The 15,418-nt window shown below is 73.1% G+C and carries 8 protein-coding genes; 4 read left to right on the top strand and 4 right to left on the bottom strand.

The features are described from left to right. The first annotated feature begins 40 nt into the window (after positions 1 to 40). The 3 genes from ABT354_RS08920 (at position 41) to ABT354_RS08930 (ending at position 4,299) form a co-directional block, all read left to right on the top strand. Entirely contained in the window at positions 41 to 1,297 is a 1,257-nt protein-coding gene (locus tag ABT354_RS08920; protein WP_351490907.1) for a cytochrome P450, read from the top strand. Between the two features lie 80 nt (positions 1,298 to 1,377). After that, positions 1,378 to 1,752 (top strand): DUF4259 domain-containing protein, encoded by a 375-nt coding sequence (locus ABT354_RS08925; protein WP_351490909.1) that lies wholly within the window; start codon positions 1,378 to 1,380, stop codon positions 1,750 to 1,752. A gap of 222 nt (positions 1,753 to 1,974) precedes the next feature. After that, positions 1,975 to 4,299 (top strand): HelD family protein, encoded by a 2,325-nt coding sequence (locus tag ABT354_RS08930; protein WP_502983363.1) that lies wholly within the window; start codon positions 1,975 to 1,977, stop codon positions 4,297 to 4,299. 67 nt (positions 4,300 to 4,366) lie between these two features. Here ABT354_RS08930 and glgB read toward each other — a convergent pair whose 3' ends face one another. The 4 genes from glgB to ABT354_RS08950 all read right to left on the bottom strand — a co-directional run bounded on the left by glgB (position 4,367) and on the right by ABT354_RS08950 (position 12,254). Further along, positions 4,367 to 6,544 carry a 1,4-alpha-glucan branching enzyme gene (gene glgB, locus ABT354_RS08935; RefSeq protein WP_351491161.1) on the bottom strand — a complete coding sequence of 726 codons (2,178 nt, stop codon included), beginning with the start codon at positions 6,542 to 6,544 and terminating at the stop codon, positions 4,367 to 4,369. A gap of 306 nt (positions 6,545 to 6,850) precedes the next feature. Beyond that, positions 6,851 to 8,341, bottom strand: a complete 1,491-nt coding sequence (locus tag ABT354_RS08940) for a maltokinase N-terminal cap-like domain-containing protein (protein ID WP_351490911.1) — start codon at positions 8,339 to 8,341, stop codon at positions 6,851 to 6,853. Positions 8,342 to 8,562: 221 nt separating this feature from the next. Further along, positions 8,563 to 10,269 (bottom strand): maltose alpha-D-glucosyltransferase, encoded by a 1,707-nt coding sequence (gene treS / locus ABT354_RS08945; protein WP_351490914.1) that lies wholly within the window; start codon positions 10,267 to 10,269, stop codon positions 8,563 to 8,565. Continuing rightward, a complete protein-coding gene (locus tag ABT354_RS08950; RefSeq protein WP_351490916.1) occupies positions 10,266 to 12,254 on the bottom strand; it encodes an alpha-1,4-glucan--maltose-1-phosphate maltosyltransferase in 1,989 nt (662 codons plus the stop codon). Before ABT354_RS08950 ends, treS begins: the two co-directional genes overlap by 4 nt. Positions 12,255 to 12,538: 284 nt before the next feature. Here ABT354_RS08950 and glgP point away from each other — a divergent pair, with 284 nt between their 5' ends. Continuing rightward, positions 12,539 to 15,418, top strand: coding sequence for an alpha-glucan family phosphorylase (gene glgP, locus ABT354_RS08955; protein ID WP_351490918.1), 2,880 nt, complete (start codon positions 12,539 to 12,541; stop codon positions 15,416 to 15,418).

A 15,418-nucleotide genomic window follows, 5' to 3' on the forward strand; every position in this document is an offset into this window, starting at 1 on the left:
CGGCGGCAAATCCTTGCGGGGTCCGGCGGCCCTGACCATAGTGACCGGTCAACTCCCCCTCTTCGCCCTGGAGTCGACCATGCCCCAGCACGGGACCGTGCACGCCTTCCCCTTCGCCCTGGACCCCGGGTCCCCCGATGACCCCGGGGGTGAGCACCTGCTGAGCGAGGCCCCCATGGCTCGTACGGAACTCGCCGACGGCACCCCGTTATGGGTCGCCCTCGGCCACCGGGTCTGCCGGCAGGTGCTCACCGACCCGGTGTTCAGCCGCACCGCCGCCCTGGAGCCGGGCGCGCCCACGGTCTCCCGGGGCCTGTCGCTCCCGGCCATGCTCACCGGGCTCGACGGCGCCGAACACGCCCGCGTCCGCCGGGTGGTCGCCCGCGCCTTCACCCCCCGTACCGTCGAAGGGCTGCGCCCCTGGATCACCGCACTCGTGGACGAGCTGATCGGCTCCCTCGCCGGCCGCACCGGCCCGGTCGACCTCGTGGAACATCTGGCCACCCCCCTCCCGGTGCTGGTGGTCTGCCGGCTCTTCGGTGTGCCCTACGAGGACCGCGACCGCTTCCGGGCCTGGACCGAGGCGCTGCTCACCCGCGACGGCGCCGCCGAGGACGTCATGGCCGCCTTCGGGCTGATGCGCGACTATCTCCACCGGCTGGTCGCCGACCGGCGGGCCGTCCCCCGCTCCGATCTCACCAGCGAACTGGCGAGGATCGCCGCCGAGACCGGTGACCTCACCGAGGAACACCTCGTCAACAATCTGCTGCTGTTCCTGGTCGCGGGCCATGACACCACCCTCAACCAGCTCGCCAACTCCCTGGTCGCCCTGCTCGTCGAACCCGAGCGGTACGCGCTGCTCCGGCGCCGCCCCGACCTCGTCGACAACGCTGTCGAGGAGCTGCTGCGCCATCTGCTGCTGACCCCCGGCGGCACGCTGACCCGGGTGGCCCTGCGCGACACCGAACTCGGCGGTGTCACCGTACGGGCCGGTGAGGGTGTGGTCGCCCTCCAGCATGTGGCCAACCGCGACCCCGAGGTCTTCCCCGACCCCGGTCGTCTTGACCTCGCCCGGGAGGGCCTCCAGGCCCATCTCGCCTTCGGCGCGGGCCCCCACTTCTGCGCCGGTGCCCAGCTGGCCCGGCTGGAGCTGCGTACCGTGATCGCCGCCCTCATCAGCGCTTTTCCGGGGCTGCGGCTCGCCGTGCCCCCGGCGGAGCTGCGCTGGCGGGAGGGCGGACTGCTGCGCGGCCCGCTCGCCCTCCCGGTGCTGTTGACCTCACCGGCACGGTGCTGAGGCCAACCGGCCACGGGCATATGTCACTCCCTCTTGGTAAAACCGTCGTCACGGACCGGTACAAGCAGCGGAGGGGACCTGTGGGCACCTGGGGCAGTGGGAACTTCGAGTCTGACACGGCGGCCGACCATCTCTCGGTGCTCACGGCGCGGTTGGTCTCCGAGATCGCCGGGGCCATGGCCGGCGACCCGGTGGAGCTGGAGCCGGACGAGTACTGGGGGGTGGCCGTCCCCTGCAATCTGGAGCTGCTCCATCTCATAGCCGCCCAGGGGTATGTCGGCTCGGAACTCCCCAAGGCGGGGGTCGTGGAGACCTGGAAGGAGACCTTCATGGCGGTGTGGGAGCGCTCCATCGACGGTCTCGAACCCGCACCCGACTTCAAGGCGGAGCGGCGGGCCCAATTGGAGGTGACCTTCGACCGGGTCGCCGAGGCGGCCCGCGCACGGGCGCACTGAGCAGGCCACGCAGGGAGCAGGCCACGCCGGGAGTGGGGCCATGCCCGGGCCCGGACGGAATCGATCCGTCCGGGCCCGGGCGGCCTTCCTCCGGCCATAAAAAAACCCCGACCGATGGACAGTCGAGGCGAGGCTCCGCGTACACTGGATAATTCCTGTGCATCTGGCGGGAATTCAAAGAGCTAAAGCCAACACTTACACCATAGCGCGTCAGGAGCTGCATTGTCAAAGGTCTCGCCGTCCACGAATCCGTCGGATGCGGAACTGCGGAAGGAGCAGGAAGTCGTCTCCCGTCTCTACGCCCGGCTCGACATCCTGCGGGACCGTGCCGAGGACGCCGTCGCCCACGCGGTGCGCCCCGCCGGCAACACCCATCAGGCCCGGGTCGAGCGCGAGGTGAACACCGTCGAGCGGACCGAGCGCCTCGCCGCGCTCGACGCCGTGGACACCGGGCTCTGCTTCGGCCGCCTCGATCTGCGTGACGGCACCCGCCACCACATCGGCCGGATCGGCATCCGCGCCGACGACTCCGAGCGCACCCCGCTCCTGGTCGACTGGCGCGCCCCGGTCGCCCGCCCCTTCTACCTCGCCACCGGCCATGAGCCCATGGGCCTGCGCCGCCGTCGCCACATCACCACCGAGGACCGGACCGTCACCGCGCTCCACGACGAGATCCTGGACCTCGCCGACCCCACCCGCACCGGCCATGAGGACCCCGACGGCGACGCCGTCCTGCTCGCCGCCCTCGGCGCCGCCCGCACCGGCCGGATGGCCGACATCGTCCGGACCATCCAGGCCGAGCAGGACCGGATCATCCGCGCGCCCCGCGAGGGCGTCCTCGTGGTCGAGGGCGGCCCCGGCACCGGCAAGACCGCCGTCGCCCTGCACCGGGCCGCCTATCTCCTCTACGAGCACCGGGAACAGCTCGCCCGCCGCGCGGTCCTGATCGTCGGGCCCAACCCCGCCTTCCTCGGCTATATCGGCGAGGTGCTGCCCTCCCTCGGCGAGACCGGGGTGCTGCTCTCCACCGTCGCCGAACTCTTCCCCGGCGTCCGCGCCACCGGCACCGACACCCCCGCCGCCGCCGAGCTGAAGGGGCGGCCCGCCATGGCCGAGGTGCTGGCCCGCGCCGTCCGTGACCGGCAGACCCTCCCCGAGACCGTGCCCGACCGGGATTACGAGGACCTCAACGCCGTCCCGGAGGCCGCCCTGGAGATCGACCACGGCTCCTACGGCCGGCTCTGGCTCCACCGCGAGATGGCCCACTCCGCCCGGGACCGGGCGCGCGCCACCGGGCTGCCGCACAATCTCGCCCGCCCCCACTTCGCCTTCCGGATCATCGACGCCCTCACCGACCAGCTCGCCGACCGGCTCGGCGCCGACCCCTTCGGCGGGCCCAATCTGCTCGGTCCCGACGACATCGCCCAGCTGGGGAAGGAGATCGCCACCAGCGCCGAGGTGCACACCGCCATCGACGAGCTGTGGCCCGCCCTCACCCCCGAGCGGCTGCTCGCCGACTTCCTCGCGGCGCCGGAGCGGCAGCTGCCCGAGGACGAGGCGGCCCTGATCCGCAGGGACGGCGGGCCGTGGACCCCCGCCGATGTGCCCCTGCTGGACGAGGCCGCCGAGATCCTCGGCGCCGACGACAGCGCCGAGCGGGCCGCCGCCGAGGCCCGTCGCCAGGCGGAGATCGCCTATGCCCGGGGGGTGCTGGACCTCTCCCAGGGCTCGGAGAGCTATGAGTTCGAGGGCGAGGAGTCGGAGATCCTGGCCGCGCACGACATCATCGACGCCGAGCGGATGGCCGAGCGCCAGGAGGAGGCCGACCACCGCACCGCCGCCGAGCGGGCCGCCGCCGACCGCACCTGGGCCTTCGGCCACATCATCGTGGACGAGGCCCAGGAGCTGTCCGCGATGGCCTGGCGGCTGCTGATGCGCCGCTGCCCCAGCCGCTCCATGACCCTGGTCGGCGACCCCGCCCAGACCGGTGACCCGGCGGGGGTCGGCGACTGGGAGAGCATCCTCGCCCCGTACGCCCAAGGCCGCTGGCGCCACACCCGGCTCGGGGTCAACTACCGTACGCCCGCCGAGATCATGGAGCGGGCCGCCGCCGTCCGCCGGGCCGCCGACCCCGCGTTCGAGCCCCCGCGCTCGGTGCGGTCCACCGGGGTCGAGCCCTGGACCGTCCGGAGCGACGACCCGGCCGAGGGCGTCCGTACCGTCCTGGACCGGGCCGCCACCGAGCAGGCGGACAGCGCGGAGACCGGCGACCCGGCGCCCGGGGGCCGGACCGCCGTCGTCGCCCCCGCCGAACTCCATGCCGCCCTCCGCCGGGGCGTGCCGGGAATCGCCGGGGCCGGGCCGGTCGACCTCACCCACCCCCTGGTGCTGCTCGACCCCCGCGAGGCCAAGGGGCTGGAGTTTGACACCGTGGTCGTGGTCGAGCCCGCCCGCCTCGGCACCAGCGATCTCTATGTGGCGCTCACCCGGGCCACCCAGCGGCTCGGCCTCGTCCACCGGGAGGAGCTGCCCGAAGCCCTGCGCTGAACACGGAAGCCGGGCGGCAGGGGTGACCCGGGTGACCCGATCGGTACGGGCGGTACGGGCGGTACGGTCACTCGGGCCGCAGCCACACCGTCGCCAGCGGCGGCAGGGTCAGCGACAGCGACACCTCCCGCCCGTGCGCGGCCACCGGCTCCTCCTTGACCGGGTCCGGGTTGCCGACCGCCCCGCCCCCGTACCGCTCGGCGTCGGTGTTCAGGGTCTCGCTCCACACCCCGGCGGCGGTGCCGGGCACCCCCAGCCGGTAGTCATGCCGTACCACCGGGGAGAAGTTGCTGACCGACAGCAGCGGGACGCCGTCCGCGCCGAAGCGGAGGAAGGCGAAGACATTGTCCTCGGCGGCGTCCCCGTCCACCCAGGTGAACCCCTCGGGGACACAGTCCCGCTCCCACAGCGCCGGGGTGGCCCGGTAGACGGTGTTGAGGTCGCGGACGAGCAGCCGTACCCCCCGGTGGTCCGCCTCGGCGGCGTACGAGGGGTCCAGCAGCCACCAGTCGGGGCCATGGGCCTGCGACCACTCGGCCCCCTGGGCGAACTCCTGCCCCATGAACAGCAGCTGTTTGCCCGGGTGGGCCCACATGAAGCCCAGATAGGCCCGGTGGTCGGCGCGCCGCTGCCACCAGTCGCCGGGCATCCGGCCGACCAGCGAGCGCTTGCCGTGGACCACCTCGTCATGGGAGATCGGCAGCAGATAGTTCTCGCTGTACGCGTAGACCATCGAGAAGGTCATCTCGTGGTGGTGGTACTTCCGGTGCACCGGCTCATGGGCCATGTAGCCGAGGGAGTCGTGCATCCAGCCCATGTTCCACTTCAGCCCGAAGCCGAGGCCGCCGAAGCCGCCCCGCCCCACATGGTGGGTGGCCCGGGTGACCCCGTCCCAGGCGGTGGACTCCTCGGCGATCGTCACCACACCGGGGCAGCGCCGGTAGACCGTGGCGTTCATCTCCTGGAGGAAGGCGACCGCGTCCAGGTTCTCCCGTCCGCCGTGCTCATTGGGGGTCCAGCCGCCGTGCTCGCGGGAGTAGTCGAGATAGAGCATGGAGGCGACGGCGTCCACCCGCAGCCCGTCGACATGGAACTCCTGGCACCAGTAGACCGCGTTGGCCACCAGGAAGTTCCGCACCTCCCGGCGCCCGTAGTCGAACTCCAGGGTGCCCCAGTCGGGGTGGTCGGCCCGGGTGGGGTCGGCGGGCTCGTACAGCGGGCACCCGTCGAAGGCGGCGAGCGCCCAGTCGTCGCGCGGGAAGTGGGCGGGCACCCAGTCCAGGATCACCCCGACACCCGCCCGGTGCAGCGCGTCGATCAGATGGCGGAAGTCGTCGGGGGTGCCCAGCCGGGCGGTGGGCGCGTAGAAGCCGGTGACCTGGTAGCCCCAGGAGCCGCCGAAGGGGTGCTCGGCGACCGGCATCAGCTCGACATGGGTGAAGCCGAGGTCACGGACGTACTCCGGGAGCTGTTCGGCCAGCTCCCGGTAGCTCAGCCCGGGGCGCCAGGACGGCAGATGGACCTCGTAGACGGAGAAGGGCGCCTGATGCACCGGGCGCTCGCCCCGGCGGGCCATCCACTCCTCGTCCCCCCAGCGGTGGTGGGAGGCGGTGACCACGGAGGCGGTCGCCGGGGGCACCTCGGTCCGGCGGGCCATCGGGTCGGCGCGCAGGGTGTACGAGCCGTCCGGGCGCATGATCTGGAACTTGTAGAGCGCGCCCTCGCCGACGCCGGGGACGAACAGCTCCCACACCCCCGAGGAGCCCAGCGAGCGCAGCGGATGGGCGGTGCCGTCCCAGTGCGAGAAGTCCCCGGTGACCCTGACCCCGCGCGCGTTGGGCGCCCAGACGGTGAAACGGGTGCCGCGCACCCCCTGGTGGGTCATGGGCCGGGCGCCGAGGGCCTGCCACAGCTCCTCGTGGCGGCCCTCGGTGATCAGATGGAGGTCGAGTTCGCCGAGGGCGGGCAGAAAGCGGTACGGGTCATGGGTCTCATGGACCGGGCCGCCCTCGTCGCCGGTCCCGCCCCCGGCGTAGGCGACGATCAGGTGGTACGCGGGGACCTCGGCCAGCGGCAGCACCCCGGCGAAGAGGCCGTCGCCCTCGGAGATCAGCCGGGTGCGCACCCCGTCGGCGACGACGGTGACCGTCCGGGCGTGCGGGCGCAGGGTCCGTACCCGTACCCCGCCGGGGACGGGGTGGGCGCCGAGCAGGGCGTGCGGATCGTGGTGGCCGCCCGCGAGCAGCCGGGCCCGCTCCCCGGGGTCGGGCGGCTCTGCGGGCTCCGCCGTGCGGACGGTCGCCGGTACGGGTACGGGTACGGGGGCGGGCGCCACGGGGGCCGGGGCGGTCCGGCTGTCCTGGGGGCGGGTGCGGGGACGGGAGGGCGGGCGGGCGGTCACCGGAACGGCGCTCCTTGGCGGGGGTACGAGCGGATGCGGGCTGATACGGGCGGCTGACGGGCTGACGGGCTGACGGGCTGACGGGCTGACGGGGGGACAGGGGGACAGGGGGATTCAGGGCGTACGGGGAGGGGTGGCGGGGGGTACGGGTCAGACCGGTGCGGCGGCGAGCCGTTCGATCGCCGCCATCGGCACCGGGAGCCAGTCGGGCCGGTGCCGGGCCTCGTAGACGACCTCGTACACCGCCTTGTCCGTCTCATAGGCGCGCAGCAGCTCCGGTTCGGCGCGGGGGTCGGCGCCCGATGCCTCGGCGTACCCCTCGCAGTAGGCGTCCCGGCAGCGCTCGGCCCACTCCGGGCGCCAGGGCCGGTGGGTGCGGGCCGCGTAGTCGAAGGAGCGGAGCATCCCGGCGATGTCCCGGACCGGTGGCTGGGGGCGGCGGCGTTCGCCGAGGGGGCGGGCGGGTTCGCCCTCGAAGTCGATGACCGACCAGCGGCCGTCGCGGTCCTCCGGGCGGTGCGGGCCGCTGGGCGGTCCGGGTCCGGTGTCCCCTGGCCCGTACAGCGCCTGCCCCAGATGGAGATCGCCGTGCACCCGCTGGGACTGCCAGGACCGGCCCCGCCGTCCCAGCTCGGCGATGGTGTCGAAGGCGGCGCGCAGCCGGGGCGCGTACGGGAGCAGTGCGGGGACCTGCCGGGCCGCCTGGTCGAGCCGGCGGTTCATCCCGGCGGTGAGCCGTGCGGTCCGGGCGCCGTGCAGCCGTACGGTCGGCAGCTCACCGGCGAGCGCGGTGTGCACCTCGGCGGTGACCCGGCCCAGTGCGCGGGCCTCGTCGGTGAAGGGTGCCCCGGCGGCCAGCGCCTCCAGGGCGAGCCGCCAGCCGTCCCGGGAGCCGCGCAGATAGGGCTGGAGCACGCCGAGGGTGTAGCGGCGCGGCGCGGTCGACTCGTACCAGGCGAGCGGTGCCGGGACCCGGGAGCAGCCGGCCCGCGCCAGGGCCAGCGGAAGTTCCAGGTCGGGGTTGGGGCCGGGCTGGACATGGCGGAAGCACTTGAGGATGTAGGTGTCCCCGTAGACGAGGGAGGAGTTGGACTGGTCGGCGTCGAGCGGCCGGGTGGTGGGCCCGCCGGGGGGTACGGGGAAGGCGTCGCGGCCCGGCGGTCCGGGGGGTGGTCCGGGGTGGGCGAAGCGGAGGGGGCCGAGGGAGCCGGGGGTGCGCAGCCGCTCCAGGACGATCTCGGCGAGCCGGGGGTCGCGCAGCCCCTCGTACACGGTGAGACCGGCGAGCGGGCCCCGGGTGGGGCGGCCGACGAGCGCGGGGGCGAGGGCGGGCGGCAGGGTGCGGCGGATCCCGAGGAAGAGCTGGTAGCAGTCGTGGTCGGGGTCGGCTCCCGGGTGGCGCCCGGGGGTGGGATCGGCGGCGGCCGGGCGGGGGCGGTGGTCCACGTCGACCAGCAGATGGAGCAGGCCGGGCCCCGGGCCCCGGACCGGGAGCAGCTCGGTCGCCGAGACCAGGGAGAAGCCGGTGACCGGCCGTCCCTTCCCGGCGAACCAGCGCTGGTCCGGCAGCCAGGAGCGGAGCAGGGGGGCGAGGGAGGGGAGGAGACCGGCGGGGGCACGGGCGGCGGCAGTCTCCGGCATGGAATCGCTCCCTTTCCCCATATGCACCTTTTGGTGCTGTATATACGCCAATGCGCAGAGTTTCCAGGATCATGGCGTGGACTCTTCGGCGGCGCGCGGGGGCGGGGCGGATGTCGGGCATGTGTGCGGGGTGGGAGGGGTGGCGCGGCGACCGGGGGAGGGGACGGCGGTGCCCGGGGCCCGGAGCGGGCCCCGGGCACCGGGGTCGGGGGCGGGACGGCTCAGCGCTGGGCGCGTGCCGTCTTCAGCCGGAACCAGTAGAAGCCGTGCCCCGCCAGGGTCAGCAGATAGGGCCACTGCCCGATCGGCGGGAAGCGCACCCCGCCGATCAGCTCCACCGGGTGCCGCTCGGCGAACTGCCGCAGATCCAGCTCGGTGGGCTGGGCGAAGCGGGAGAAGTTGTGCACACACATCACCAGGTCGTCCCCGTGCTCCCGGGTGAAGGCGAGCACGGCGGGGTTGGACGAGGACAGCTCGGTGTACGAGCCCAGCCCGAAGGCGGGGTTCTGCTTACGGACCTCGATCATCCGCCGGGTCCAGTGCAGCAGCGAGGAGGGGCTGGTCATCGACGCCTCCACATTGGTGACCTGGTAGCCATGGACCGGGTCCATGATCACCGGCAGCGAGAGCCGCCCGGGGTCGCAGGAGGAGAAGCCCGCGTTCCGGTCGGGCGTCCACTGCATCGGGGTGCGCACCGCGTCCCGGTCGCCGAGCCAGATGTTGTCGCCCATCCCGATCTCGTCCCCGTAGTAGAGGATCGGCGAGCCGGGCAGCGACAGCAGCAGCGCGGTGAACAGCTCGATCTGGTTGCGGTCGTTGTCGAGCAGGGGGGCGAGCCGTCTGCGGATGCCGATGTTGGCCCGCATCCGGGGGTCCTTGGCGTACTCCGCGTACATGTAGTCGCGCTCCTCGTCGGTGACCATCTCCAGGGTCAGCTCGTCGTGGTTGCGCAGGAAGATGCCCCACTGGCAGTTCTCCGGGATGGCCGGGGTGCGCGCCAGGACCTCCGAGACCGGATGGCGGGACTCCCGCCGTACCGCCATGAAGATCCGGGGCATCACGGGGAAGTGGAACGCCATGTGGCACTCGTCCCCGCCGGCCCGGTAGTCGCCGAAGTAGTCGACCACATCGGCGGGCCACTGGTTGGCCTCGGCCAGCAGCACCGTGTCGGGGTAGTGCGCGTCGATCTCCCGCCGCACCCGCTTGAGGAAGGCATGGGTGGCCGGAAGGTTTTCGCAGTTGGTGCCCTCCTCCTGGTAGAGATAGGGCACCGCGTCCAGCCGGAAGCCGTCGATCCCGAGGTCCAGCCAGAAGCGCAGGGCCGAGATGATCTCCTCCTGTACCGCCGGGTTCTCGTAGTTGAGATCCGGCTGGTGGGAGAAGAAGCGGTGCCAGTAGTACTGCTTGCGGACCGGGTCGAAGGTCCAGTTCGAGGTCTCGGTGTCCACGAAGATGACCCGGGCGTCCTGGTACTGCTTGTCGTGGTCGGCCCAGACGTAGTAGTCGCCGTAGGGGCCCTCGGGGTCGGTCCGGGACTGCTGGAACCACTCGTGCTGATCGCTGGTGTGGTTCATGACGAAGTCGATGATGACGCGCATACCGCGCTGATGGGACGCGTCCACGAACTCCACGAAGTCGGCGAGGTCGCCGAACTCCGGCAGGACCGAGGTGTGGTCCGCCACGTCGTAACCGCCGTCCCGCAGCGGTGAGTCGAAGAACGGCGGCAGCCAGAGGCAGTCGACCCCCAGCCACTGGAGGTAGTCGAGCTTGGCGGTGAGACCCTTGAGATCCCCGACGCCGTCGCCGTTGCTGTCCTGGAAGGACCGGACGAGGACTTCGTAGAAGACCGCCCGCTTGAACCAGTCGGGATCGCGGTCCCTGGCCGGTGTGGACTCGAACAGGTCGTGGACGGGCTCATTGACGATCATGATGTGGGTGACCCTCCGATCGGCGGGGACGGTCGCAGAACCGCGATGTGCGCGGGCGTCAGGCCCGGCTCTAGGCGCACAAAGAAGGCTCTGCCCCAGTGATAGGACTCGCCGGTGAGCTGATCGCACACCGGTGCCGGCTCGTGCCAGGCGAGGCCGAGCCGCGGCATGTCCAACGAGACCGTGGCCTCGTGGGTGTGGTGGGGGTCGAGGTTGACCACGACGATGACCGTGTTGCCTGCGGAGCGTTTCGAGTAGGCGATGACGCTGTCGTTGTCGGTGTGGTGGAAGACGGTTTCCCGCAGTCGCCGCAGCGCGGGATTGCGCCGTCTGATCCGGTTGAGCGTCGTGATCAGCGGGGTGAGGGTACGCCCCGTGCGCTCGGCCGCCTCCCAGTCGCGGGGGCGCAGCTCGTACTTCTCCGAGCGCAGATACTCCTCGGAACCCGTCCGCAGCGGGGTGTTCTCGCCCAGTTCGAACCCGGCGTACAGACCCCAGCTCGGGGCGAGGGTCGCCGCGAGCACCGCACGGACCGCGAAGGCGGGCCGCCCGGCGCGCTGGAGCCCCTTCGGCAGGATGTCCGGGGTGTTGACGAAGAAGTTGGGGCGCATGGACGCGGCGGACTCCCCGGCCAGCTCGGTCACATACTCCGTCAGCTCCTGCTTCGTGGTCCGCCAGGTGAAATAGGTGTACGACTGCTGGAAGCCCGCGTCGGCCAGGGCGCGCATCACCGCGGGCCGGGTGAACGCCTCCGCGAGGAAGACCACATCCGGGTCGGTACGGGCGATCTCGGCCAGCACCGACTCCCAGAAGACCAGCGGTTTGGTGTGCGGGTTGTCCACCCGGAAGATCCGCACCCCGTGGTCCATCCAGTGCCGCAGCACCCGTACGGCCTCCCGGACCAGGCCCGCGAGGTCCCGGTCGAAGCAGATCGGATAGATGTCCTGGTACTTCTTGGGCGGGTTCTCGGCATGGGCGATCGAGCCGTCGGGGCGGTGGCGGAACCACTCGGGGTGCTCCCGTACCCAGGGGTGGTCCGGGGAGCACTGGAAGGCGAAGTCGAGCGCCACCTCCAGCCGCAGCGCGCGGGCGACCGCCACGAAGTGGTCGAAGTCGTCGAGGGTGCCCAGCTCGGGGTGGAGGGCGTCATGGCCGCCGTCGGCCGAGCCCACCGCCCAGGGCACCCCCACATCGTGCGGCCCGGCGGAGAGGGCGTTGTCCCGGCCCTTGCGGAAGGTGGTGCCGATGGGGTGCACGGGGGGCAGATAGACCACATCGAACCCCATGGCGGCGACGGCGGGGAGCCGCCGGGCGGCGGTGCGGAAGGTACCGGAGCGCGGCGGCCTCCCCGGGGTGAGCACCGCTCCCTCCGAGCGGGGGAACAGCTCGTACCAGGCCCCGTAGAGCGCGCGCTCCCGCTCCACCAGCAGCGGCAGCGGACGGGAGAGCGAGACCTGCTCGCGCAGTGGATGGCGGGCGAGTACGGCGGTGACGGCCGGGGCGAGGGCGGCGGCGAGCCGGGCGGCGGGCGGCCGGGCGGTGTCGCGGAGCGCGTCCACCACGGCGAGCACGGTCTCCCGGCCGTCCCGCTTGGGGACGCCCTCGGCCGCGCGGGCGTACAGCTCCGCCCCCTCCGCGAGCACCAGTGCCGTGTCGACCCCCGCCGGGATCTTGATCCGGGCCTCGCGCAGCCACCCGGCGACCGGGTCGCGCCACCCCTCCACGGCGAAGCTCCAGTGGCCCTCGGTCTCCGGGGTGATCTCCGCGCCCCAGCGGTCGGAGCCGGGGGACAGCTCCCGCATCGGGGTCCAGGGACCGGGGTGCCCGGCCGGGTCCCGCACCACCGCGTTGGCGCCCACCACCTCATGGCCCTCGCCGAAGACGGTGGCGGTGACCTGGAAGGTCTCCCCGACGACGGCCTTGGCGGGCCGCCGTCCGGAGTCGACGCACGGGTGGATGTCCAGGACGGGGATACGACCGATCATGGGGCTCACCTGGGGGCTGCGACGGAGGGACGGCTCATCGGCTGTTCGTGGTGGGTTTCATCGTTTTTACACGTCTTTAATCGTTTACGTGCTATTTGTAACCTCTCGATCGGCGGCGGGGCGGCTGCGCGCAGCGCCGGGGAACGCGTTCACCCGGGTGGACCGGGGCGCGCGGCGGCGGCGAGGACGGCGACCGGGGGAAGCGGGGGACAGCGGGGTCAACGGGCGGCGACGCACCGCCGTGCGTCCCCTGGGATGGATGCCTCCCCTGCGAAGGTGGACCCGTGAAGGCCATCCGTCGATTCACCGTCCGCCCCGTGCTGCCCGGACCGCTCCGCCCGCTCGGCGCCCTCGCCCGTAATCTGCGCTGGTCCTGGCATCCCGAGACGCGGGACCTCTTCCACAGCGCCGACCCCGCCGGCTGGCGGGCCGCCGGGGGCGACCCGGTCCGGCTGCTGGGCTCCGTCCCCGCCGCGCGCCTCTCCGAACTCGCCCGGGACCGGGGCTTCCTCCGCCGCCTGGACGCGGCGGCGGCGGAGCTGGACGACTATCTGCACGGCCCCCGCTGGTACCAGAGCCGCGACCGGCACGGACCCGACGGCGGCCCGGCCCCCGCCGCCATCGCCTACTTCTCCCCCGAGTTCGGGGTCACCGCCGCCCTTCCGCAGTACTCCGGCGGACTCGGCATCCTCGCCGGGGACCACCTCAAGGCCGCCAGCGACCTCGGGGTCCCGCTGATCGGGGTCGGCCTCCTCTACCGCCACGGCTACTTCCGGCAGTCGCTCTCCGCCGACGGCTGGCAGCTGGAGCACTATCCCCTGCTCGACCCCGGCGAACTGCCCGTCACCCCGCTGCGGGAACCCGATGGCACCCCTGCCCGGGTCACCCTCGCCCTGCCCGCCGGGCGCAGTCTGCACGCCCGGATCCATCTCGCCCGGGTGGGCAGGGTCCCGCTGCTGATGCTCGACTCGGACATCGAGGACAACGAAAGGGGGGAACGGGAGATCACCGACCGGCTGTACGGGGGCGGCAGCGAGCACCGTCTCCTCCAGGAGATGCTGCTGGGGATCGGCGGGGTGCGCGCGGTCCGCGCGTACTGCCGGATCACCGGGCATCCGGCGCCCGAGGTCTTCCACACCAATGAGGGGCATGCCGGCTTCCTCGGCCTGGAGCGCATCCGGGAACTCGGCGAACCGAGCCCCGGGCCCGCTCAGCCGCCCGATCCCGCTCAGCCGCCCGGCCCCGCCCATCCGCCGGGTCCCGCTCATCTGCCCGACCCGTCCGGCCCCGGGCCGGTGACCGGGGGCGGTGCGCCGCTCGCCTTCGAGGCGGCCCTGGAGGCGGTCCGCGCCGGGACCGTCTTCACCACCCACACCCCCGTCCCCGCCGGCATCGACCGCTTCGACCGCGACCTGGTCGCCCGCCACTTCGGCGACGGCGCCGAACTCCCCTCCGTACCCGTCGACAAGATCCTCGCCCTCGGCACCGAGACCTACCCCGGCGGCGACCCCGCCCTCTTCAACATGGCCGTCATGGGACTGCGGCTCGCCCAGCGCGCCAACGGCGTCTCCACCCTCCACGGCGCGGTCAGCCGGGGCATGTTCGCCGGACTCTGGCCCGGCTTCGACCCCGAGGAAGTGCCGATCACCGCCATCACCAACGGCGTCCACGCCCCCACCTGGGTCGCGCCCGAGGTCCGCCGGCTCGCCGCCCGCAGGATCGGCGCCCGCCGCGCCGAGGAGGCCCTCACCACCGGCGACTGCGCCCTGTGGAGCGCCGTCGTGGACGTCCCCGCCACCGAGATCTGGGAACTCCGCCGCACCCTGCGCGAACGGCTGGTCGGCGAGGTACGGGCCCGGCTGCGCGCCTCCTGGCGGCAGCGCGGCGCGGGCGCCGCCGAACTCGGCTGGGTCGACCAGGTCCTCGACCCCGATGTGCTCACCATCGGCTTCGCCCGGCGCGTCCCCTCGTACAAACGGCTCACCCTGATGCTCCGCGACCGCGACCGGCTGCGCGATCTGCTGCTCCACCCCACCCGGCCGGTCCAGATCGTCGTCGCGGGCAAGGCCCACCCCGCCGACGACGGCGGCAAACGGCTCATCCAGGAACTGGTCCGCTTTGCCGACGACCCCCGGGTGCGCCACCGGATCGTCTTCCTCCCCGACTACGGCATGGGCCTCGCCCGCAAGCTCTACCCCGGGTGCGACGTCTGGCTGAACAACCCGCTGCGCCCGCTGGAGGCCTGTGGCACCAGCGGGATGAAGGCGGCCCTCAACGGCGGGCTCAACCTCTCCGTCCTCGATGGCTGGTGGGACGAGTGGTACGAGAGCGACTTCGGCTGGGCCATTCCCACCGCCGACGGCTCCACCGCCCATGAGGAGCGCCGCGACGACCTGGAGGCCACCGCCCTCTACGACCTGATCGAGAACCGGGTCGCCCCGCGCTTCTACGAACGGGGGGCGGACGGACTGCCGCACCGCTGGATCGAGATGGTCCGCCGGACCATGGCGGAGCTGGGACCCAAGGTGCTGGCCGGGCGGATGGTCCGGGAGTACGTGGAGCGGCTCTACACCCCCGCCGCCCGCGCCCACCGGGCCCTGGACCGGGAGACCGCACGGGCGCTGGCCGACTGGAAGGCCCGGGTGGCCGGGGCCTGGCCGCAGGTCGCCGTCGACCATGTGGAGACCGTGGAGTGGCCCCCGCCCGGCGACGGCCGCGACCCGGATCCCCTGGACGCGCGGGACGCTCCGGACGCCCCGGGTGCGCCGGATACCCCGGGTGTACAGGACGCCCCGGGTGTACGGGACGCCCCGGGTGTACGGGACGGTGCGCCCGGTGGCCGGGCCGAGCTGGGCGCGGCGCTCACCGTCCGCGCCCGGGTCGCCCTCGGCGGGCTCGGCCCCGACGATGTGGAGGTCCAGGCCGTCGCGGGCCGGGTCGACGCCGACGATGTGATCGGCGATGCCCGGGTCTGTCCGCTGAAGCCGGTGGGCGGCGGAGATCTGGAGGGCCGCTGGGTGTACGAGGGGAGCCTCGCCCCCGACCGCACCGGGCCCTTCGGCTACACGGTACGGGTGCTGCCCTGCCACCCCCTGCTGGCCTCGCACACCGACCCGGGCCTGGTGGCGCTGCCACCGGAGACCGGCGCCGAACGCACCGGCTGA

Origin of the sequence: Streptomyces sp. NPDC000594 (assembly GCF_040299965.1) — a bacterium.
Lineage (GTDB): Bacteria > Actinomycetota > Actinomycetes > Streptomycetales > Streptomycetaceae > Streptomyces.